We start from the raw sequence: 23003 nt of genomic DNA, 5'->3' as shown, positions 1-23003 counted from the left end.
GGGTCAGGGCGCGCGCAGGCGCAGCCCCCGCGGTGTGGCGTGGAAGCCCGCCTCCTCCAGCACGGCCCCCAGCGGGGAGGACAGGGCCGGGGCGCCGTTGACGCGCTCGACGGTGACCGTGCCCAGCGCGCCGGCGTGCGCCGCCTCGGCCAGGGCCGCGGCCGCCTCGCGCACGGCGGGGTCGTCGGCAGTGGTCTCCGCGCCGGGCTCCTGGGGCCAGGCCAGGACGGTCTTCCCGCCGCGCTCGACGTAGAGCGTCAGCGCGCCGTCGAGGAGGACGACCAGGGCGCCGGCCTTGCGGCCGGGCTTGTGGGTCGCGCCGGCGGGCGGATCGGGCCAGGGCAGCGCGGCGCCGTAGGCGTTGGCGGGATCGGCGGCGGCGAGGACGACCGCCCGGCGCCGGCCGTCCCGCGCGCTCGTCGGCCGGTCCTCCCAGGGGGCGGTCCCGGGGGCGCCGGAGCGCTCCCGGGCCGTACTGGCGGCGCGCAGCCGGTCGACCGCGCCGTCCACGGCGAACTGCGCCGCGCCCAGGCCCTCGACGACATAGCCGCGGCGGGCCTGGCCGCTCTCCTCGAAGACCGACAGCACCCGGTAGGCCGCGGCGAAACCGCCCTCCACCCCTTCGGCGGCGACGGCACCTCGGGTCACCACGCCGTGCCGGTCGAGCAGGGTCCGGGCCAGGGCGTGGGCCCGGTGCGTGACGTCGGGCGCGCGCTCGGGCAGCAGCGACCAGCGGCCCGCGACCGTGGGCGGGCCGCCGCGCGAGGCGGTGGGCCGGAGCCCCGGGCCCGTCCGGGCGAGGACGGCACCGTAACGGCCGCGCGGGACGGCCCGTTTGGCGCGGTGGGCGGTGGAACCGGCCGTGCGGCCGGAGCCGAGCACCGAGCGCATCGGCGCGAGGGTGTCATTGGTCAGCCGGCCGGACCAGGCGAGATCCCAGACGGCGTCGGCGATACGGGCGTCCGTGCCGTCGGCGCCGTCCACCGCCGCGCTCGTGGCGCGCACCTGCTCGGCGATCTGCCGGAAGAACAGGCCGTAGCCACCGGAGAGGGCGTCCAGCACGGCCTGGTGGAGGGGGGAGAGCTCCAGCGGATGCGGGGCCGGGAGGAGCAGGGGGGCCGTGTCGGCCAGCAGCAGCGAGACCCAGCCGTCCTTGCCGGGGAGGGCGCCCGCGCCGGCCCAGACGACCTCGCCCGCCGCCGTGAGCTCGTCGAGCATGGCGGGGGCGTAGTCCGTCACCCGGGAGGGCAGGACGAGTTTCTCCAGCGCGGACGCGGGCACCGGGGCGCCCTGCAACTGCTCGACGGCGCGCAGCAGTCCGTCGACGCCGCGCAGGCTGTGGGAGCCGACGTGCTGCCACGCGGGCAGGAACGCGGCGAGCGTGGCGGGCGGCACGGGCTCCAGTTCGTGCCGCAGCGCCGCCAGGGAGCGGCGCCGCAGCCGCCGAAGGACGGCCGCGTCGCACCACTCCTGGCCCAGGCCGGCGGGGTGGAACTCGCCCTGCACGATCCGGCCGGCGGCCGCCAGCCGGTGCAGCGCGCCGTCGGTCACCGCGACGCCGAGGCCGAACCGGGCCGCCGCCTCCGCCGAGGTGAACGGGCCGTGGGTGCGGGCATAGCGGGCGAGGAGATCGCCCAGCGGGTCCTTGACGGGCTCGGTGAAGGCCTCGGGGACGCCGACGGGCAGGGCGGTGCCCAGGGCGTCCCGCAGCCGTCCGGCGTCCTCGACGGCGGCCCAGTGGTCCTCGCCGGCGATCCGGACGCGCAGGGCGCGGCGGGCGTCGGACAGCTCCCGTGCCCAGCCCGGCTCGGTGCCGCGCGCGGCCAGCTCGGCGTCGGTGAGGGGGCCCAGGAGCCGCAGCAGATCGGCGACGCCTTCGGCGTCCTTGGCGCGGCGGTCCTCGGTCAGCCACTGGAGCTCGCGCTCCAGCTCGGTCAGCACGTCGGCGTCGAGCAGCTCGCGGAGCTCGGCCTGGCCCAGCAGCTCGGCCAGCAGCCGGGAGTCGAGGGACAGGGCGGCGGCGCGCCGCTCCGCGAGCGGGGAGTCGCCCTCGTAGAGGAACTGGGCGACGTAGCCGAAGAGCAGCGAGCGGGCGAACGGGGACGGCTCGGGTGTGGTGACCTCCACCAGACGGACCCGGCGCGCCTCGATGTCGCCCATCAGCTCGGTCAGGCCGGGGACGTCGAAGACGTCCTGGAGGCATTCGCGGACGGCCTCGAGGACGATCGGGAACGAGCCGAACTCGCTCGCCACCTGGAGCAGCTGGGAGGCGCGCTGGCGCTGCTGCCACAGAGGTGTGCGCTTGCCCGGATCGCGGCGCGGCAGCAGCAGGGCGCGGGCGGCGCACTCGCGGAAGCGGGATGCGAACAGGGCCGAGCCGCCCACCTGGTCGGTGACGATCCCCTCGACCTCGCCCTTGTCGAACAGGACGTCGGCGGCGCCGAGGGAGGACTGCTCGGCGTCGTAGGCGCCGTCCTGCCGGGTGGGCTCGGTGTCGAGGAGGTCCAGGCCGAGCAGGTCGGCGTCGGGCAGGCGCAGGACGATGCCGTCGTCGGCGTGCATCACCTGGGTGTCCATGCCGTACCGCTCGGAGAGCCGGGCGCCGAGGGCCAGCGCCCAGGGGGCGTGCACTTGGGCGCCGAAGGGGGAGTGGACGACCACCCGCCAGTCGCCCAGCTCGTCGCGGAACCGTTCGACGACGACGGTCCGGTCGTCGGGCACGTGCCCGCAGGCGCGGCGCTGCTCGTCGAGGTAGGACAGGACGTTGTCGGCGGCCCAGGTGTCGAGGCCGGCGGCGGTGAGCCGGTCGCGGGCGGCGTCGGGCGACAGCCCGCCGATCTCGCGCAGGAACGCCCCGAGCGCGCGCCCCAGTTCGAGCGGGCGGCCCAGTTGGTCGCCCTTCCAGAACGGCAGCCTGCCCGGGGTGCCGGGGGCGGGGGTGACGAGGACGCGGTCACGGGTGATGTCCTCGATCCGCCAGGAGGTCGTGCCCAGGGTGAACACATCGCCGACGCGGGACTCGTAGACCATCTCCTCGTCGAGCTCCCCCACCCGGCCGCCGCCCTTCTTGGGGTCGGCGCCGGCCAGGAAGACACCGAAGAGGCCACGGTCGGGGATGGTGCCGCCGGAGGTGACGGCGAGCCGCTGCGCGCCGGGGCGCCCGGTGACCGTACCGGCGACGCGGTCCCAGACCAGGCGGGGGCGCAACTCCGCGAAGGCGTCGGACGGATAGCGCCCGGCGAGCATGTCGAGAACGCCGGAGTAGGCCGACTCGGGCAGCGCCGCGAAGGGCGCGGCCCGGCGTACCAGGGCCAGCAGCTCCTCGACGTCCCAGGTGTCCATGGCCGCTATGGCGACGACCTGCTGGGCGAGGACGTCCAGCGGATTGGCCGGTACGCGCAAGCGCTCGATGGCGCCCCGGCGCATGCGCTCGGTCACCACGGCCGCCTGCACCAGGTCGCCCCGGTACTTGGGGAAGACGACGCCGGTGGAGACCGCGCCGACCTGGTGGCCCGCGCGGCCCACCCGCTGGAGCCCGGAGGCGACCGACGGCGGCGACTCGACCTGGACGACCAGGTCCACGGCGCCCATGTCGATGCCCAGCTCCAGGCTGGAGGTGGCGACGACGGCCGGCAGCCGGCCCGCCTTGAGGTCCTCCTCGACCAGGGCGCGCTGCTCCTTGGAGACCGAGCCGTGGTGGGCGCGGGCGAGGACGGGCGGCGCGCCCTTCGCCGGGCCGGACCCGCCCATCAGCTCGGCGGGGGAGTGGTGCTCGGGCAGCGGGGCCCCGGTGGCCCGTTCGTGGGCGATCTCGTTGAGCCGGTTGCACAGGCGCTCGGCGAGGCGGCGGGAGTTGGCGAAGACGATCGTGGAGCGGTGGGCCTGGACGAGATCGGCGATGCGCTCCTCGACGTGCGGCCAGATCGACGGCCGGTCCTTGCCGTCGCCGCCCTCCTGCACGGGGGAGCCGCCGAGCTCGCCGAGGTCCTCGACGGGCACGACAACCGACAGGTCGAACTCCTTGCCGGACGGCGGCTGGACGATCTCCACCTTGCGCCGCGGCGAGAGGAAACGGGCCACCTCGTCCACCGGGCGCACGGTCGCGGAGAGGCCGATGCGCCGGGCGGGGCGCTCCAGCAGGACGTCGAGGCGCTCCAGGGACAGTGTCAGATGCGCGCCCCGCTTGGTCCCGGCGACGGCGTGCACCTCGTCGAGGATCACGGTCTCCACGCCCGTCAGCGCCTCCCGCGCGGCGGAGGTGAGCATCAGGAACAGCGATTCGGGCGTGGTGATCAGGATGTCCGGCGGCCGGGTGACCAGGGCGCGGCGCTCGGTCGCCGGGGTGTCGCCGGAGCGGATGCCGACGCGGATCTCCGGCTCGGGCAGCCCCAGCCGGGCGGCCTCCTGACGGATGCCGGTCAGGGGGCTGCGCAGGTTCCGCTCGACGTCCACGGCGAGGGCCTTGAGCGGGGAGATGTACAGCACCCGGCAGCGCTTGCCGCGTTCGGCGGGCGGCGGGCTGCTCGCCAGCCGGTCGAGGGAGGCGAGGAAGGCGGCCAGCGTCTTGCCGGAGCCGGTGGGCGCGACGACCAGGACGTCCGAGCCCTCGCCGATGGCCCGCCAGGCGCCGGCCTGGGCGGCGGTGGGCGCGGAGAACGCCCCCGTGAACCACGAGCGGGTCGCGGGGGAGAACGCGTCGAGAGCCGAGGCCGGGTCCGGCTCGGAGGGCGGGGCCGCCGCCGTGTCGTTCGCCATGCCCCCCATCGTGCACCGCACCACTGACAATGCCCCGGACACGCAGGTCAGCGGCGGTTCCAGCGGTCCGGGGCCACTGGCCCGGGGTTCGGGGGTCGGGGCCCGGGCCGGGGCGCGGGCCGGGGCGCGGGGCCGCGGGGCTAGACGGGGCGGCCGTACGCGCGCAGGGCCAGCAGGGCGTCGATGGTCACCATGGGCCTGCACTCGAGGACCGTGCCCGGGGCCCAGGCCCGCCAGCGGACCGGCCAGCCGCCGTCCTCCTGCTGGGCCGCGGCGAGGAAGTCCAGCGACCGCGCCATCTCGGTGTCGGAGAACCAGGCGAGGGCCAGCGATCCGGGCGTGCGCGCGAAGTCGTGCGGGAAGTGGTACTCGCCGGGCGCGTACCCCTCCGGCAGGGGATGGTCGGCCGCCCGGTCCGGATCGAGCACGGCCAGCCGCTGTTCCCGCACCGTCCGCCCGAGCCGCTCGGCCGCGGCCTGGGCCCGGGCGCGGTCCGGCGCCCCGTCGAGGAAGGCGACGGCCGCCTCGACCTCGTACGGGTGGGTGCGCGCTCCCCGGCCGAGGGCGTCGACGGCGGCCCAGCAGAAGTCGGTGGCCCGGAACAGCCAGGCGTGCCACACCTCGTTGCGGTGCAGCAGGCCGACCACGGGGCCGGTGGCGAGCAGATCGCTGGGCGGGTCGTCCACCAGCGGGATCCAGGGGGCCGCCGGATACCCGCGCAGCGAGGGGTGGAGGGCGGGCAGCGCCCCGTCGAGGGTGGAGACCGCCGTCAGATAGCGGCACACGGGCTCCACCCGCCGGTCGCGGCAGCGCCCGATCTCGTCGAGCACGCGCAGGGCGTGCGCGGTGTGCAGCGGCTGGCTCACCGGGCCGCGCAGATCCGGCTCCAGGGCGTGGCCGAAGCCCCCGTCGTCGCCCGTGTACGCGTCGAGGGCGGCCTCGACGGCGGCGGCGTGCCCGCCCAGGAAGTGGAACGCGAATCTCCGCTGCTCCAGGACGCGGGCGGTCAGCCAGATGAAGCGCTCGGCGCGGGCGGTGGCGGATGCTCCGGACGGTGCCATGGACAAGACCGTAGGGCGCGGAGCGCCGCCGGTCAGCGGCTCATGGTCGGCTGCACTCTCAGGGGCGGGATACTGGGCGCATGCGGTTGACGGTCTTCTGGCAGCGAATGGCTGACTATTTCGGCGCGGTGTACGCCGACTCCTTCGCTCGTGATCATGTGATGTCCGAACTCGGCGGGAGGACCGTGCACCAAGCGCTGGACGCCGGCTGGAACGCCAAGGACGTCTGGCGCGCGGTATGCCGGGCGGTGGAGATCCCCGAGGACCGCCGCTGACCGTGCCCGGACGGCGACCGCCGACCGGACGCCTCATGGAATTCGTCCGATAAGCCACACTTGCTCCGTGGCAGCGACAGACGACACCGCCCCCGACGACTCCCGGCCCTCCCGGCCCGACGACGTGCGGATGCCGCGCTGGCTGCCCAGGGCGGTGGTGGTCACCCTCGCCCTGTTCGCGTGCTTCCAGCTGGCCGGGTGGGCCTTCCACCGGCTCACCGGCCTTCTCGTCGACATCCTGGTCGCGTTCTTCCTCGCGCTGGCCATCGAGCCGGCCGTGGACCGGATGGCCGCGCGCGGCATGCGCCGGGGCCTCGCGACCGCTCTGGTCTTCCTGGGCGTGGCCGCCGCCGTGACCGGCTTCGTCACCCTCCTCGGCTCGATGCTCGCCGGGCAGATCCAGACCATGGTGGAGAACTTCCCCGCTTACCTGGACTCGGTGATCAGCTGGATCAACCGGACCTTCCGCACCAGTCTCTCCCGCGTCGAGATCCAGAGCAGCGTGGTCCACTCGGACTGGCTGCGGAAGTACGTCAGCAGCAGCGCCGGCGGCGTGCTGGACGTGTCGGCCGCCGTCCTGGGCGGGCTGTTCCGGACCCTGACGGTGGTGCTCTTCGCGTTCTACTTCGCGGCCGACGGGCCCCGGCTGCGCCGCGCGCTGTGCTCGGTGCTGCCGCCGCGCCGGCAGGCGGAGGTGCTGCGCGCCTGGGAGATCGCCGTCGCCAAGACCGGCGGCTACCTCTACTCGCGCGCCCTGATGGCGCTGGTCTCCGGAATCGCGCACTACGTCCTGCTCCAGACGCTGGGCGTGCCCTACGCCCCGGCGCTCGCGATCTGGGTCGGGCTGGTGTCGCAGTTCGTCCCGACGATCGGCACCTACCTCGCGGGCGCCCTGCCGACGCTGCTCGCCTTCACCGTCGACCCCTGGTACGCGGTGTGGGTACTGGGCTTCGTCGTGGTCTATCAGCAAATCGAAAGGCTACTAAACATGTCTTCACCTGCGGAAACGTACCGCGAGCTAGCTGCCCTGGTGCTCAAGCTGCGTCCCGAGGAGCGAGGTGAAGTCCTCCGCCAGTTAGGGGACGGGCCGCGACGAAGTGACACCCCGAGGCCTCGCACAAGCACCCCGCTTCCCGCGCCTAGGAGGGCCATCCCTGTGCGTGTTGTACGAACCTGATGAGTCCGCGCGTGGCGGGCATGCCAACGGTGGGGTGGGCGGCCACCCGACGGCTTACGGTCGAAGAGTGGACTTCCGCATCACGGCGGGGGAGCAGGGGCTCCTCTTCACGATCGTGGTGTACCCGGAGGCCGACCTGTTGCGCGACGCTGACCGAGACGCTCGGAGGGAAATTGACTCTCTGGCCCGGAACGCGAGGAAGCCCCCGCTGGCTTGGCCGGCGGGGGCTGCGTGGGTAGTTCTTAGTTAGACGGCCTCGGGAGGGGGGCGGGGGCAAGTGTGCTGCACCTTGATCACGATTCCGGGGCCGCTAGCGCGTTCGACGTACCTCTCCAGCTCGGCGCCACACCGGGGGCATCTCATACCCGCTCCCGTGCGGCCCAGGCCCTTACAGGCGTGATCCTCGTGTCAGGGCTGAGGTACAGCATGTCGGGATAGTCGCGGCCGTCCTCGGCGGCCAGCAGCGCGGCCCGCCGGTGAGCCCTCAGTTGCTGCTCCGCCTCGCGTTCCCGCTCCTGGGCGATTACGAAGGCGCGGACCAATGGCTCGTCGAGCCAGAAGACCTCGTCCCCGAGGGCATCCCGGTGGCTCCGGTTCGCTGGTTGTGTGACTGCGGGTGCTGCTGACGGCCTGTATTGCTGGGGCCTGGACCGGGCAGCGTGGCGGCCTTGTGGCGCGAGCAGCCGACGGATCCATACGAATAAGCGCGCGATAGGGTCACGCATGCGTCTCAGCTCCCATATAGCTGGTGGCGTGCGACCCCGACAGCCGTTGCACCGGCCGTCGGGGTCATTTTTGTGATCGCGACGCTACGCCCCTTACCTGCCCTTGTCTATCCTTACCGCTCTTACCTAGCCTTACTTAGCTAGGTGGTGCGGGAAGCGGTTGCCTACGCTCAGCGCATGGAAGAACGCGCCATCGATCGCAGGTCCCCGACCTACCTGTACATGCAGATCGCAGAGGACATCATTCGGGACATCAAGGCGGGAAAGCTGGAGGTCAACCGCCCTGTTCCCTCGGCGCCGGATCTCGTGAAGCGCCATGGCGTGGCCCTGGCGACTGCGCAGAAGGCGCTTCGCCACCTTGTCGAGGAGGGGTACGCCTACACGGTTCCGAAGCGGGGGACGTACGTGAAGGCCTGCGGGACCGCCGACGAGTGACGGAGACGTCTGCGCGAAGCGGTCTTCGTGCTGTCTCTTATGGCGGTGTAGGCCCTGTAAAACCTGCGCTACGGGCGCCAGGGCCGATGGATGGCGCGATGTTGACGAACCGGTTGCGGCCCCTTGCCTGGCGCCCCTAAAGTCAGTGCTGCGTCTCCGGCTGGTTGCCTTAGCCAGAGTCGTCGCTCCCCGCGCATGCGGGGATGGCCCCGTGATGCGGAGTTAGGTCAATTCACGGACGCTTTGCTCCCCGCGTACGCGGGGATGGACCCGTACTGGTGGCTTCTCTCAAGCGGAGGTCACTCCCCGCGTATGCGGGGATGGCTCGGCCTAGTGCTTACAGCAGCCATATCGGCCAGGTGTGGCATGCTCCCCGCGCCAGTGGGGATGTACCTGTTTGTGAGCACAGCACAACCTGTTCCCCGCGTTAGCGGGGATGGCCCCGGAGTGTGTGAATTTTCTTTGGAGCCTGCTTTGCTCCCCGCCTCTGCGGGGGTGGTCCACGAGACCATCGCGAGGGAGGTGCATTGCACCTCTTGTTCCCCGCGCATGCGGGGTTGGCCCTTCGACAGCGTCGAAGGCGTCGCTTGAGTTGTTCCCCGCGTTAGCGGGGATGGTCCCGTACCGGTGGTTTCTCTTAAGGGAGATCACCTTGCTCCCCGCCTCTGCGGGGATGGCCCGTCGACAGCCTCATGGGTTCTGTCTGCGATTTTCCCCGCGTTAGCGGGGATGGATGGCCCACCATCGCCATGTGATGGTGGGCCTCCCGCATTCTCAGACGTGCTCTGCGAGCCGACCGAGAAGGCGCCGGCGCAGTTCGACGGCCGTTGCCGCGAAGTCCGGCATTTCCTCAGCCACGCGAGCCAGGATGATGGCAAGAGCTTCCGCCTCACCTCGCGTCGTGAGCGCGAGCCGGGGCCCCTCACGGTCCATCTGGGCACGGAGCTGGCCTGTGGCCGCTGTTGAGGTCCTGCGCGGAGATGCGGGCGTGCCGTGGTGGATGACCACGTTGCCGCCGCTCTGGATTACGGGGCCGCCGATCGTGCCCCCGCTGATGTTGTTGGTCACGGTCATGATCGAGACCTTACGGAGGCCAGTTGATCTTGAATGCCCGCTGTGGTGAGAAGCACACGTGAAGCCGCCCGCGCCAACTGCCCCTCCAAGTTGGCGCGGACGGAACTAGGGGCTTCAGGCCCCCAGGGTGAATGACTCGCCGTCGCGGTCGTCGAGCCAGAGAGTGTGAGCGCCGTCGGCCTCGATGGTCAGGCCGTACCGCTGTGGTCCTGGCCGACCGTTGATCGCCCAGTGGGTGAGCAGCGGGTACCGCTCGGCCCAGAGGTCGCGGGGGCCGCCGTGGTCGAGCCTGGCCCGGCGTACGCCGAGGGAGGACAGGCGGGCCCACGAGCCGGTTTCCGCATGGAAAAGGCAGAGCGTCTCTTCTCCCGCGTCGTTGATAAGGGTGATGTCGGTGACGCCGGGCTGCGCGAGCGCGGGAAGGAATTGCTGCTCCTGCGAGCCCAGATTGCTGGGCAGGTCGATCGCCCTCGACTCGCCGCAGGCCGACATGATTGCCTCGATGTGCTGCTTCGCCCTCGTGCTGACCGTGTCGGCCGCAGGCCGGGCCACCATGAAGGTGGCGAGGATCGGCAGGAAGCGGCCGGAGGCCCGCCCCTTATCGTCGACCTTCAGACGGACGATGCCGCACCCCAGGTTGGCCACGATGACACCACCAGGCCTGACTTGGTCGATCCAGGCGGTAGGTACTCGCGGGACGCCGAAGGTCGCGATCAGCCGGTCGTATGGGGCGTGCTCGGGCCAGCCGGTCATGCCGTCCCGGGTGGTCACCGTGGGCGTGAATCCGGCCGAGTGCAGGCATGCTGCGGCGGTCCCGACGAGAACCGGGTCCACGTCCATGGAGAACACGCGGTCACTCCCGAACCGGTGGGAGAGGAGGGCGGCGTTGTACCCGGTGCCGAGCCCGGCCTCCAGGACGCTGTCGCCGTCTTCCGCGTCGAGGGCTTCGAGCATGTGAGCCATGACCGTGGGCTGGCTGGAGGAGCTGGTGGTCGTGCCGGCCGCGTCGGTCTGCGTCAGCAAGGACGCGTCGGTGTACACGGCGGGGAGCCATGCGGGGTCGCCCGGCTTGTACTCGTGTTTGGTGCCCTTGGCCCGTACGGCGAAGCCCTGTACGAAGTCCTCGCGGGGCACGCTGGCGAAGGCGCGCTTCCACGGTTCGCTCCGCAAGGCCCCGTTGGTCACGAGGCGCTCGGTCATCACCCGGCGCAGGTCTTTGGCGGACACTGTCTCGATGGTCACGGGGTGGGTTCCTCCAGTAGATCGGCGAGGGCGTGCGTGATGGCCGGGCGCAGGTCGGGGACGAATGCCCATTGGCCGTTCGGGTTGAGGTCGACCAGGAACCAGCGCCCGTCAGGGTTAACGAGAAAGTCCATTGCGGCGTAGCGCAGGCCGAAGGCGGCCATGAGCCTGCGCACGCCTTCGGCGATGCCGAAGGGGATCGTGCAGGGGGAGTAGGTGAGGCTGTCGTAGTCCTTGCGGAAGTCGATGCGGGACTCCTTCGAACCCGCGTGGATCTTGGCTCCGAACAACTGGTCGCCCACGACGGTCAACCGGACTTCGTACGCCTTGGGGATCCACTCCTGGAACCAGTGGGCCGTGAGCGTGACCGTGTCGGTGATGTCCGCTGCGGTGACCTGCGTTGTCCAGAGAGCTTGCGGCCAGCCGTCGATCTCGCCGGGATCAGCGTCTCCGAGGCCCTTATAGGCCGCTATCTGGGCGGGCAGGTCCTTGATGAAGGACCGGGCCTCGTCGGGGTCGTTGGTGATCAGTGTGGCGGGGACGGTGAGTCCGCACCGGGATGCGGTGGCGAGAGCGACAGGGCCGACGCCGGCCGCCGCGTTCCGGTCGGGGTGGTTTACCCACGGGCAGTCCAGGGAGGCCAGCAGGCCGCGGAACCCGGCAAGCGCTTCGGCTCGGGCCCATCGCGCATCAGTGTCCGACAAGTCGGGGCTGAGGCGGAACGCCGAGGGGCGCCTGTAGTAGACGGACCGGACCTGATCGAGGGGAAGGCCTCGGTGCTGGCCACGCACGCTACCGGTCCACTCGCGGGTCGACCCGCCGATACGGGCTGAGACCGTCAGGTTCTCCGGGAAGTCTCCGGGGTCCAGTCGGCACACCGGGACCCTGCGGTCGTTGAGCTCCGATATGACGAGGTCAGCGGTTGGATCGAGTGCCTTGGTCAGCACCAGGACCGTCATCGATCAGTGCCTCCAATCAGGACGTCAGTCCTCGTCGTTTTCCGTCTCGGTGTCGAGATTGCTGTCCTCCCGGGTCTGCACCTTCGTCTTGAACTTCGACTTCATGGACGGCTCATGGATGAAGGGGGTGCCGTCCTCCAGGACGGCGACCTGCCGGTTCGGGCACAGGGACAGGCGCGGCAGGGGGGCGTTCTCGGGTACGACGGGGACCGCCTTGGTCAGCCCGAAGGGGCGGACTCGTATCGCCGTCTCGGTCTGAGAGGCCAGGGTGGGACTCATGTGCTTCTCCTTCTGCGAAATGGAGTGATGCACGGTGACGGACCCGTCCGGCCGCCGCATCGGTTGGCGGCCGGACGGGCTTCGAACCCTGCCTCCCCACCGAGGACCTATCCGGGGGGAATGCGCACCCGGCGAGGAGACAGGAGCTAAGGGGCCCAAGAAGCCAGGCGCGGCGATGTCACCGCGTCAGTACAGCGACCGGGGTGATACGCATGGACGACCTGGGCGGGGTACGGTCCCCGACCCCCAGAGCCAACCCACCAAGAGCGTCATAAGCGGGGTACTGCTGCGCGCCGCACGGACACTTAATGACGCCGTTCTCGGTCGTGCAGATGGTCGGCGGGTGAAGACAAGACCTTGTTCTTCGGAGTGAGCCGTGCCCCGCGTCCGCCGGGCTCCATGCCAGGGCGGCAGAGTCTTCCGGTGGACGCGGGGGTACGAGGGGGCGCTGCTCGCGCAGGCGACGGGGCGCCACGTTGAGCGGGACAGCGGTCAGGGAAACGAACGGAAAGCCGAAGATCAGCTCACACCGCTCTCCGTCCCGCAGGGCGGCCATGGCCCGCTCGTGCTCCTGGCCGTCGGCTTCCCACGTGCGAAGCGCCTGAGTCGGATCGGTGTCAGCCGACAGGCCGATGCGAAGGGCGCCGAGGTGCAGGGGGTCCTCCGGGGCGAGATCGAGTTGCTCGGCGGCGTGGATCGCGTGCCACCGCATCCAGCGAATGGCGAGACGAGGCGTGGTGGCTGGCTCCGCCGCAAGGCTGATGGCGGCCTCGCCGTCGAGGGCGACAACCAGCTCGCACCAGAACCGGTACTTGAGGCTCGTCACCGGGACCGTCCCTTGCCGGAGATGGGCTCCACGTTGTCCACAGCCGTCGTCCACTCCACCCCGCCCTGCTCGGGTCTCAGGAAAGCCACGTTGTGCTTCTTGCGGCCGGTGCTGGGGTCTTCGTCATCGCCGATGTACATGAGCTTGCCGTCCCGGCCGCTGCGCTTGTCGTGTACAAGGGAGCCGAGCCTGGGGCGGCCGGAGGGTACGTGACTACTGGGCTTCACGGTCACTGGAGCCCCCGGTGTCGCGTCCGCCAACTCCTGTCCGCCACGCTGGCCTGAATCTCCGTCTCCACGGATACCGGACCGATATCCGCGGCCTCTGCCTCCCACTCTGTGCCGGCCGCAGGCGCCCTCAGCTTGTATAGGGACCCGTCCCAGTTCTCTACTACGCCGATACGGTTCGTCCGGGAGTCTCGAACAATTTCGTCGACCTTGAACCGGGGTTCCCCCGACGAGCCTCCGGCGGGAACCAAGTAGTGGGCAAAGGCGTCGCGTTCTTTCAGCCAGTCACGCAGGACGGCCTTCGCGGCGGGGCGATAAGCGATCACGGACTCGTCGGGCGCGATAAGCCCAGTCACCTGGTGGTTCGTGATGAGCCGCTCGACCTTCGGCCACGACTGCCGGTCCGTGCGAGTGGTGGTGACGCTGACGGTGTCGTGGAACTCGGCGTGCACGATCCAATCACGGGCTTCAGCCTGTTCCTGAAGGGCCTTCATCGTGGCAGCGAGGTAGAGGTCCGAAGGCGCGCAGGTGTAGAGAACCACCGACACCCGGTCGCCCCAGCCCGTTGAAGCTGTGGCCAGGGCTCGGCGACGGTTGATATCGCTCGGCGTACGGTTCATGCGCGTAACCGTCCCGCGACCGAGCCCGGCGGTACAGAAGCGTGGCGGACGACTCCGCAAAGGACTCAGATGTGAACTGGTATGTGGCGGACGACAGTTCAAGCTTGGACGTCAGGGAGTCGTCCGCCACGTACCAGTGGAGGGGCTTGGGTGGTCAGCTCAGAGGGCAGTCCTTGCGGTCGCGGGCGGGAACCCGTGCACTGCACTGGGGCGTCCCCCAAGGAGCTCTGTGACCCGCCGCAGACGGGCCGTGGATGCTTGTCCGACCTTGGCCACAATCACACCCGGAAGCGCTTGGTGGCGAGCCCACTGGGGTGCCCTGGTGAGGGTCTCCTCCAGTGTGTCGAGGGAGGCATCCCAGAGGCTTGCGTCCGCCTGCGCCATCGCTTTATCCATGGCGTACCGGTTCTGAGCGGCTTCCGTCAGTTGAGACACCTCCCTGATCCCCTTGATCAACTTCAGCGCCTTCCCAGTCTGCCCGAGCGCAACATTGATTCCGACGGCCTGGGTAACCGCGGTAACCGGGCCGAACAGAGTTCCGTATGCCTTGTGCTCAGAGTCCATTCGAGCTCCTACGGCGTGTGACTGGGACAGGTAGTCCGCGGTGCGCTCCTTGTCCTTGAGGCGGCTGGCGACAACCGCCGCGAAGTTGATGTGGCTCCCGTAGACGGTGAGCTGTTCCGGGGTGGCCTGCGAGAACCGGGGCTCGGTGTCGGTCGCGGCCTTCTCGGCGAGCTGGAGCGCCGCCGGGAGTCGGGCGTCCCGAAGGTAGATCCACGAACGACCCGAGGCTACGATGGCCGGCTGAAGCTCATCGGCGCTGCGTTCTGCCGCGAACTGGGCGTGCCCGATGGCCGCGTAGGCGAGATCACGGGCCCCCATCAGGTTCGCCACGTACGCGGAAAGGCGGTAGGCGTCGGCAAGGAGGCCCCATGCCTCATCCTCGTTGCCGACGGACTGGTTGTGCCGGTGCATGGCTGCTTGCTGGAGGAGCGGAGCAGCCAGGGCGCCGGCCTCGACATAGTGGCCCTTCCAGTACAGCCGCCAGCACCTATCGATGGCTGCCCGGATTCCGGGAGCCCCGTCGGTGTCCTCAAGCTGGGCGGGTAGAAGGCCAGCGGCTGTGTCGTGTACGACCTGCGAGAGCGTGCGGACCATCGTGCGGTCGGCCTGGTCCATGGCTCGGCGTGGCGCCTGCTCCCCGAGAACTACCGAGATGTCCACGCCCAATGCGTCCGCGATCAGCATCAGCGTGGTGAGCGTCAGAACCCTGTTCTGCTCGGCCTTCTGGACAGTGACGATGGACAGCCCCGTCATCTCGGCCAGGGCGGACTGAGTCACAGCCCTTCCCCGTAGGAACTTGATCCGCTGGCCGGTGGTGTAGTCGCTCCACTGCATGTCCGGCAACTCCGTTCTGGAACATGTCTGTTCTTGAACGGTACCCCCAAGGTGCCTGCCCTCTGCTCTCGAAGCTCCTGGCCGCAACACCTTCGTAAGGAGTGCACGCTCCAGCCGGCCGGGGGCAGGGCCGGGCATGCGGGGGGTAGCGATCACCGTCAGGTGCTGGCAAGGGCTTGACAACCTATGAGAAGGCCCAGGAGTGGACCGCACTCTTCAATAGGGCCCCTCTTTAAGGAGGGGCCTCTTCACTTCTTGATTAGTTATATAGAACCCCCTCACAAATAATGTAGGTGAGATCCAGGCGGCTTGGTGACGCCCATTGACTCAAGTGTGGTCGGGGTCACCAAATGAGGGCCCTTTCGAGGCTCCCGCCGGCTCGGTGGGCTGGGGCCCCTGCTGAGAACGACGTAAATCTCCCCATCAGGGCACCCCTCCCGATCCTGTCGGCGGTAAAAGCCGTCCATGAATTCCTGGAATGGGGAATCTTCATACCCGTACACGGTCGGAAAGAGGCACCCCCGGTGGGTCCTTTCTCTTTCTTTCTAGGGATTACCCCCGGGCCTTAAAAGGGCCTCTGACCTGCGGAAACGTGGTTTTTAGAGGGGTGTGAAGGGGGCCCTGGGAATGGCCCTCTATTCATGGATTGTGACGCGCATCACTCCGAATTAATGGTGCGGGGAATTCTTGTTCGTGTAGAAAGGGATCACGGTTTTTTGCTTACCTGATCGGGTGGGCTCAACCGGGCGGCTGGAGAGAACGGGCCGCTAACGAACTAAGGCTTCTGGCGCTCCCCACGGTGGTGGGTTGCAGCGCCTCCAGAAATCGCGTGTGGTGCGGCCTGGTGCCGCGTCTGGATACCTGTGGGGTGGATATGTCGAAGCGTCGCTTCGTGGCCGGTGTGCTTGCCGCTGTGGTGCTGGCGGTGGGTGGTGGGACGGCGGGGTTCGCTGTGGGTGTGTCGGGCAAGCGGGCGGCGGTTGAGCGCATGTCGGTGGACGCGTTCAACGAGGGGTTCGACACGGCGCTGTGCGCTCCGGGGAAGGGCAACGACCGTACGGACGGCGGGGGCTGGATCGTGGACGGCGCTGGCAACCTCTGCGCCGAGTGCGAGCCCAAGTGACTGCAAGGCCGGTTGGTGGATGCGTGTGCGGGTGATGAGTGTTGCGAGTTGAGAGGTAGAGCAATGGATGCAGTGCAGGAGCGGGTCTTGATCACGACTCCGGCACAGGCCGCTATGGAGGGGCACGGCCTCACTGACGCGGTGCTGATCATCGGCTCGGACGCTGAGCTGTACCCCCAACTTCAGGGGCGGAGCGTGACGCCTCGCGCGGTGGCCTACTCGGTGTACTGCCCTGCGAAGGAGCGGTACAGCGTCGTCACCCTGGACGGCCGTTGGGTGATACCTGGTGTGGAGGGCTACAAGTCGCGTGGTGCGGTCACTACCTACGTGCGGAAGAACGTTGCAGTGCTGCGTCCTGATGACTTGGTGATCTTGGAGCCGGTCCGGCACAACGGCCGGTTCGCGGTTACCCGCTACGGGCAGCGTCGACAGGGGACGTGTCGAGGTGCTCTTGGGATCAGCACGCGCGGCATGTACGGCTACGACTGTTCGTGCGGTGCGACGGTGCAGCTGGACGGGGTGCGGCGCATGGGCTGGGTGATCGTCCGGGACGGTCGCGGCTCGCACACCGTCAGCTATGCCCTTGATCGGTCACACGCGCGTGAGTTCGGCACGGTGCCGTGTGAGGTCCCGGAGACTGCCAACGTGGTGGTGGCTGGTGGGCCCGTGCCGGAGCCTGAGCCTGTCCAGGAAGAGCCGGTGGCTCAGGTGCGTGTTCCCCTGGCGGAGGCTGACGCGGCCATGCGGCAGGCTGAGGTCACGTCGTCCCCGGTCGCTCCGTGGCATGACGCGGTGCCGGGTGACCCGATCAAGGTCGAGACGCCCAAGGGCACTGTGGAGGTGCGCTACGCGGGGTACTACGCGGATTCGTCCTGGGCGCACTGCACTTGCAGTGGTGACGACGTGTGCACCTGCCCCCCGTACCCGGTGATGTTGTGCTTCGGTGAGGGCGACTCGTACGAGTGGGAGGACAGTCCGGAGCGCATGGCCGAGACGCTCGGCGTCGCGGCTGACGCGGTACGCGCCGCCCTGCCCGGAGAGCGCTCTCCGGAGTCGATGGACACGGACGGCGCCGTTGCCTTTCCCGGGGGACTCCTGCCGGGTGAGTCCGTGCAGCCGTTCGAGGGTGAGTACCACCACGCCGAGGATGACGGGTATGACTGGGCGTTCACCACGGCGGCCGGGCACGAGTTCCGGCTGTGCGCCCGGTCGTACGAGCGGAAGCGCTGGCAGGTCGCACGGGCCCCGTTCTCCCCCGAAGGGTCCTCTTCCGGCGGCTGGTTCTGGTGGGCTGAGCCGTACGACGGGCACGACGAGCCGACTGATCTCGCGGCGGCCGTGGCCTGGTGCCGGAAGGACTCGGCTTCGCGGGCGTGGGCCGATGACGTGTGGGCCCGGTATGGGCACATGAACAAGGAGCGCGTGGCCTGGTCGGCGGAGTTGGTGGAGACCCGGTTGGAGGACCGGGTGTGGCGGGTGGAGAGGTACGGGCGCGTCGGCATCATGGCGTCGTACCGGTGGGGTTGGGAGTACCGGCCCAATGGCAGGTTCGCTGAGGCAGGTTCGGGGAGCAACGTCGATGGGGCATTTCGAAAGCGGGCCGCCTACTACCTGACAGTGGGCGGGCTGGACGACATCCCCACGGAACGTTGGGTGATCGCGGGCACAGACGCCCCGCACGGGAAGAACGCCACGGAGTGCGGTCCCGGGGGGTGGATGCACGGCGGGTGCCGTGCCCGGAAGTCACCAGGGCGCTTCCTCGTGGACATCCTTGCCGAGGACGGTTCCGTCATGGACCGGATCGGTGTCTGTGCCGAGCACCTGGCCCGCCGTCTGTTCGAAGCGCACGGGCACACGGGCGACCCGTGGCACGAGGCGCACAAGCTCTGTGGCAAGACGTCCGGCCAGTGGGGTTCCTGGGTGGACTGGAAAGAACGGCTATACGAGCTCGTCGCGGAGAGGGTGACGGCCGCCCTGGAGGCAGGCGAGTACAACCCCCGTCCCGACGTGGTGTCGGCCCTGTACGCGGAAGCGCGGGTGATCGGCGAAGCGGTCGCGGCGAAGGCGGCTCGGGCCGACAAGCAGAAGAAGGCGGCCGTGCAGGCGGGCTCACAGACGATGCAGGCGGAGGAGAAGACGGTGAAGGCCCCGAAGGTCAGCGGCATCGCGTTCGACGGCGAGCGGGGCCGTGAGCGGGCTCAACTCCTGGGTCACGCCTACTGGGTGTCGATGCTGGCGGGCACGTACTTCGTGAAGCACCTTGAGAGCGGTGTGGAGATCGCCAAGGGTGTTCAGGGGCGCCCGGCCATGAAGCGGGCCATCCTCACGGACGCGGTGGAGCGCGGCCAGCGGCAGATCACCGGGGCAGTCGTCAAGGTCGCCGTCGCGGCCCCGTCGACGGCGGTGGAGACGACGCCGGAAGAGTCGGCCCCCGAGTACGGGTGGGAGCTGTACGGCCAGCGGTTTGCCATCGGCGACGTGGTCCGCCCGGGGCACCCGCGTGCAGAGGAGGGCACGGGCGTGGTGGCCTCCGTGCGCGAGCGCGGTGACGGCGAGCAGATAGCGGGCGTCCGCTGGGGCCGGAACCCGGTCCCCTACGAGCAGTGGTCGGGAACGCTGGTGTCCGTGCCGGTGACGGTGGTGGAGCGGGCCGAGGCTCCACAGGCACTCACGCCTGCCCCCGCCCCGAAGGCTGAGCTGGCGGACGTGGTGGACGCGGAAATCGTCGACGACGAGCCCCAGGAGTGCGAGGACTGTGAGGAGTCCCCGTGCGCGTGCTGGGACCCGGACGCGCCGCAGCCCGAGACGGAGACGAGGGAAAGCCATGCGGCCGAGACCTACCCAGAGCTGCGGCGGTGGCTGACGCGGTGGCAGGAGGGTGACCGCAAGCGGGTCCTGAACCTGTTCTGTGGCCCTGGGGGTGCTTGTGTGGCGCTGCGCAGGATGCTGCGGAGCGACGTGGACATGATCTGTGTCGACAGCAACGCGCGCTGTGTCGCGACGCAGAACGCCGCCGGATGCACGGCCATTCAGGCGGACGTGACGACCCTGGACCCGTCGGACCCGGTCTTCCGTGACGTCCACGGCCTGATCATCACGCCGCCCTGCATCGACTACACCGACGCTGGGAAGCGGCTGGGCCGTCTTACCGAGAACATCGACATCCTCGGGGAGGCATGGGACTGCGCCCGGCGCGCGGCAGGGACGATCCCCCTCTGTGGTGGGGACCACCCCGACTTCGGCAAGGAGGTGGGGCGCCGCCTGCCCGACGGCGCCACGTGGTTCGACGTCCGGCGCGACCTGGACGGCTACTCGGGCGAGACCGGCGGGCTCATGCTGGAGATTGCCATATGGTCCCTGGGCCTGGAAGCCGCTGGGGCACCTCTGGAGTGGGTGGCCGTCGAGCAGTCCTCGAAGCTGCCCGAGGAGATACGCGGGGAAGTCGTCGCTGACTTCCAGCTTCTCGGGTGGTCCATCGCCGAGTGGAAGATCGCCGACGCGGCCGACTATGGCGGCCCCTCGCACCGTGTACGGGCTCTGCTGTACGCCCGCCGTGACGGCGGCGCCATGAGCATGGAGGCGCCCGGAGACCTGACCACGGGCGCGGCACAGGCCACGGGACTCCCGCAGGGAACAACGGTGTGGACGCGGGGCAACCGCAAGACCTCCGGCGGCAACGCCTTCACCATCACCGACGAGCCGTGCACCGCCATTACCAGCAAGGTGCGTTCCTGGGACGTTGCAGAGCACGGTGGACGCTTCACCCTCGAACAGGTCGCCGCCCTGGTGACCATGCCCCGTGACTTCCCTGCACAGGGCTCCCGCACGGCCATCTGCCAGCAGCTCGGCGACGTCTTCATGCCCGTGGCCGCCGTCGCCCTGCTCGGGGCAGCTCAGGGCGTCGCGTGGATACCGGCGCTACGGGAGTACCTCGCAGAGCAGTTCCCCAACGTCCACGGCGTTGAGCCCACCGAGGTTCGGGACACATCGCCCGCCGATGGGGGCGACACCCTGGAGCCAAAGGAGACAGCCGACGCGGAGGGCATCCCGGATGTCCCGGCGGTCCGCTACACGCCCAACAGCGTGATCGTTCCGGACACTGCGCCGGAAATCCTCCGGTGGGCCGCCTGCCACATTGAAAACGTCGGCCTCCACCAGGGGCAGCGCCTGTTCAACGGGCCGGGGCGTACGGTGACGTTGGCATGCCGCCCTCGTGGAGCGTTGTCCGTCGCTGCGGGCTTCGGCCGGATAGCCTCGGGTCGCACCTACGATCACGATGCGATCCGGGCAGCGGAGCGCGAGGCGCTGCGCTTGCTTGCCGAGCACGTCACCGGACAGCCCATGGAGGTGCTGACCGACTCGGCTGCGGTACGGGCGTGTTACTGGCGCCCGGTCGATGAGTGGGGCATGGCCCAGGGCCGTACAGCGGCCGAGGTGGCGAAAGTAATGCGCGCGGTGGCGGCCGGTGCTGCCCCGGATGCCGACACGGCGGAAAACCCGGCCGAGGGTCCGGCCGGCGACGGGGGCCAGGATTCCCCGCTCGCCGACACGGGCGAAAATCAGCAGACGCCTGCCGAGGCCGAGGAGGCGTCCGCGCCAGTGGCCGTCTTCACCGCGAGCCGCAACACCGCGCCTACGAAGATGCGTGTCCTGTGGCGTATGACCCGCGCCGAGGCCATGCGACTCTGCTCGGACGATCGCTCGGCGGGCCGCAATCACATGCTGTGCTGGACGGCCGACCCTGGCACGGAAGGGGAGGACTGGGCCTTCGTCGAGGACAACGGGTCGCATGACGGGCTCTTGGCTGACCTGGGCATCGTCCCCGCCCGCACGTGGCAGGAGCCGGAACCGGAACCGGAACTGATCGTGGCCCAGAATCCGCCCGAGCATGGCGGCACGTTCTCCTACCGCTGGACTGCCCAGATCGGCGGGGACGACGGCTACGGCATCACGGGCGACTGTCAGGGCAAGGTCACCCGGGGTGTGCCAGCCCACAAGTCCTTCCGGGCGTACTGGGCGCACGGCGAGAGTGACGAGCTGAACGTGTGGACGCTGGGCCTGGCCTCAACGTGGGAGGAAGCCCAGGAGCTGATCCGGGAGCACTGGCGCCGATCCCGTACGGAGGACGCGTGCACCGTGGCTGTGCGCATGCGCTACGCCTCCGGTGAGTGGCTGTTGCCGGATGTCGGCGACGGCGAGGCGATCACGTACCACGTCGAGAACTTCTGGACGATCACCAGCGTGCAGGGGCACCGGTACGAGGTGACCAGCGGCGGCCGGAAGTGGCTGACCTACCGGGGTGACGACCTCCACGTCCACCACATCGACGGTGACGAGCTCGTGTTCGTCGGCAAGACCACCAAGCACTACGAGCAGCAGTGGCCGCAGATGCTCGGCATCCTGCGGGACCACTCGGCCGCGCTCGCCCCTGCCGACACGGCGGAAATCCCGGCCGATGTCCCGGCCGGCGACGGGGGCCAGGATTCCCCGCTCGCCGAGACGGGCGAAATCCAGGCCCAGCTTGAAAAGCAGGTGCGTACGCAGATGGCATACCGGATCAACGACGAGCAGCGGCGTGCCGTGTGGAGGCTGGCCGGGGAACGGATCCAGCAGGAGCGCAGACGGCAGGACAGCACGCCGGAGCCGGTAGCCCCGGCGGTTGCCGACGGCGAGTCCATCACCCCCATGAACCCGGGGTGGGGTCAGGAGTGGTGGCTCTTCCGGGACGCCCACGGCTATGGGTACGAGATAGCGCACCGGTCGGACCGCTGGTATGGGCTCGCCCGCCTGGAGGAGGGGACCGGCGTGGGCGGGGCGACGATCCCCGGCGACCTGAAGCCGGTTGTCCAGGGCGGCTGTGCCACGGCTGACGAGCTGCTGGAGCTGTGCCGCGAGCTGGGCAGGCAGCGCGCCTACAAGGACCCTGCGTCCCGGTTGCTGGAGCGGATGGCGCGCCAGGTTGCTGACGTCTGGGTCTCCCAGGAACCCATCCCGAACCCGTACGACAGGACCGAAGACCCCATGCGCAAGACCGTGCTTGTCCCCGTGGAGAAGACCCTGTGTGACGCGCACGTGGCGCGCGACGGGTCGGAAGTTGAGGCCACGGAGCAGCTCACCCTCGGGGGCCGTTCGTGGGACCTGTGCGGCGAGCACGCCGAGAAGTTCGCCGGGCTCCTGGTGGAAGCGCTCGGCGAGCCCGGCACCGCCGCCGACGTGGCGGAAATCCCGGACCAGGGCCCGGCCGGCGACGGGGAGGCGGATTCCCCGCCCGCCGACACGGGCGAGAACGACGACCAGGAGCAGAGCGAGCAGGACGACGAAGCCCCCACGGAATTCGATGCGGTCGACGGCACGCGGCCGTCGGTGATGCTCTGCGGCAGGGTCCCCGGATACCACTGGGACGACGCCCGGGACGCTCTTCGCCGCGCTGGCTACGAAGTGGTCGGCAGGGCCGACGACTCCACCGTCCTCCTGGTCCTGGGCGAGGACGGCGAGTACAACACCAAGAAGCTCCAGGACGCCCGCGAGCGGGGCATTCCCTGCATGGACGTGCGCGAGTCCGGGCGGTTCCGCGACGCGGTGAGGTCCGGGCGGTTCGAAGGTGGTGACCGCCTGCCGCAGCCGGTGAAGGCCGCGAGTTCGGGAACGAGCGAGAAGGAACGTGGCCAGGCCATCCGGGCATGGGCCAGGAGCCACGGATATACGGTCACGGCCCGGGGCCGCCTCTCCGCCCGGATCAAAGAGGCGTACGAGCGCGCCCACAGGAACGAGCCGGAACAGCACACGCTAGCGGCCTAACAGCGTGGGACGGGCGCGAGGTAAGCGCG

15 protein-coding genes are annotated in these 23003 nt (G+C 69.9%); 5 read left to right on the top strand and 10 right to left on the bottom strand.

The features are described from left to right. Positions 1–3: 3 nt before the first annotated feature. Both AB0E98_RS06750 and AB0E98_RS06745 read right to left on the bottom strand, forming a co-directional pair. Positions 4–4755, bottom strand: coding sequence for an ATP-dependent helicase (locus AB0E98_RS06750; protein ID WP_361699282.1), 4752 nt, complete (start codon positions 4753–4755; stop codon positions 4–6). 140 nt (positions 4756–4895) lie between these two features. Beyond that, a complete protein-coding gene (locus tag AB0E98_RS06745) occupies positions 4896–5816 on the bottom strand; it encodes a hypothetical protein (protein ID WP_361699280.1) in 921 nt (306 codons plus the stop codon). An 80-nt stretch (positions 5817–5896) separates the two neighbouring features. Here AB0E98_RS06745 and AB0E98_RS06740 point away from each other — a divergent pair, with 80 nt between their 5' ends. From AB0E98_RS06740 to AB0E98_RS06730, 3 genes are all read left to right on the top strand, one after another. Next, a complete protein-coding gene (locus AB0E98_RS06740) occupies positions 5897–6091 on the top strand; it encodes a DUF3046 domain-containing protein (protein ID WP_311611030.1) in 195 nt (64 codons plus the stop codon). A 124-nt stretch (positions 6092–6215) separates the two neighbouring features. Continuing rightward, complete coding sequence (locus AB0E98_RS06735; RefSeq protein ID WP_361699384.1) at positions 6216–7268, top strand: AI-2E family transporter; 1053 nt, start codon at positions 6216–6218, stop codon at positions 7266–7268. A gap of 902 nt (positions 7269–8170) precedes the next feature. Beyond that, positions 8171–8428, top strand: a complete 258-nt coding sequence (locus AB0E98_RS06730) for a winged helix-turn-helix domain-containing protein (RefSeq protein ID WP_361699278.1) — start codon at positions 8171–8173, stop codon at positions 8426–8428. A gap of 774 nt (positions 8429–9202) precedes the next feature. On the opposite strand, the gene AB0E98_RS06725 is transcribed toward AB0E98_RS06730, so the two are convergent. The 8 genes from AB0E98_RS06725 to AB0E98_RS06690 form a co-directional block, all read right to left on the bottom strand. Beyond that, positions 9203–9502, bottom strand: coding sequence for a hypothetical protein (locus tag AB0E98_RS06725; protein WP_361699276.1), 300 nt, complete (start codon positions 9500–9502; stop codon positions 9203–9205). 114 nt (positions 9503–9616) lie between these two features. After that, the gene (locus AB0E98_RS06720) at positions 9617–10744 is read right to left on the bottom strand and encodes a protein-L-isoaspartate(D-aspartate) O-methyltransferase (protein WP_361699274.1); all 1128 of its coding nucleotides are present in this window, start codon (positions 10742–10744) and stop codon (positions 9617–9619) included. After that, complete coding sequence (gene tgmB / locus AB0E98_RS06715) at positions 10741–11703, bottom strand: ATP-grasp ribosomal peptide maturase (RefSeq protein ID WP_361699272.1); 963 nt, start codon at positions 11701–11703, stop codon at positions 10741–10743. The genes AB0E98_RS06720 and tgmB overlap by 4 nt, the downstream gene beginning before the upstream one ends. Before the next feature lie 24 nt (positions 11704–11727). Then, positions 11728–11982 (bottom strand): putative ATP-grasp-modified RiPP, encoded by a 255-nt coding sequence (gene tgmA / locus AB0E98_RS06710; protein WP_361699270.1) that lies wholly within the window; start codon positions 11980–11982, stop codon positions 11728–11730. Between the two features lie 178 nt (positions 11983–12160). Continuing rightward, a complete protein-coding gene (locus AB0E98_RS06705; RefSeq protein WP_361699268.1) occupies positions 12161–12808 on the bottom strand; it encodes a hypothetical protein in 648 nt (215 codons plus the stop codon). Then, positions 12805–13035 carry a hypothetical protein gene (locus AB0E98_RS06700; RefSeq protein WP_361699266.1) on the bottom strand — a complete coding sequence of 77 codons (231 nt, stop codon included), beginning with the start codon at positions 13033–13035 and terminating at the stop codon, positions 12805–12807. The genes AB0E98_RS06705 and AB0E98_RS06700 overlap by 4 nt, the downstream gene beginning before the upstream one ends. Positions 13036–13037: 2 nt before the next feature. Continuing rightward, positions 13038–13655 (bottom strand): hypothetical protein, encoded by a 618-nt coding sequence (locus AB0E98_RS06695; RefSeq protein WP_361699264.1) that lies wholly within the window; start codon positions 13653–13655, stop codon positions 13038–13040. 159 nt (positions 13656–13814) lie between these two features. Further along, entirely contained in the window at positions 13815–15053 is a 1239-nt protein-coding gene (locus AB0E98_RS06690) for a helix-turn-helix transcriptional regulator (RefSeq protein WP_361699262.1), read from the bottom strand. A gap of 874 nt (positions 15054–15927) precedes the next feature. On the opposite strand from AB0E98_RS06690, the gene AB0E98_RS06685 reads away from it, so the two are divergent. Continuing rightward, positions 15928–16176: a hypothetical protein gene (locus AB0E98_RS06685; protein ID WP_361699260.1), complete on the top strand. Its 249-nt coding sequence runs from the start codon at positions 15928–15930 to the stop codon at positions 16174–16176. Positions 16177–16239: 63 nt separating this feature from the next. Further along, positions 16240–22974 (top strand): DUF6197 family protein, encoded by a 6735-nt coding sequence (locus tag AB0E98_RS06680; protein WP_361699258.1) that lies wholly within the window; start codon positions 16240–16242, stop codon positions 22972–22974. Positions 22975–23003 lie beyond the last annotated feature (29 nt).

This window comes from Streptomyces sp. NPDC037389, assembly GCF_040636475.1.
In the GTDB taxonomy this organism is placed as follows: Bacteria; Actinomycetota; Actinomycetes; order Streptomycetales; family Streptomycetaceae; genus Streptomyces; species Streptomyces hesseae.
The sequence above is the reverse complement of the archived record's forward strand: the minus strand, read 5'-3'. Positions and strand labels throughout refer to the sequence as shown.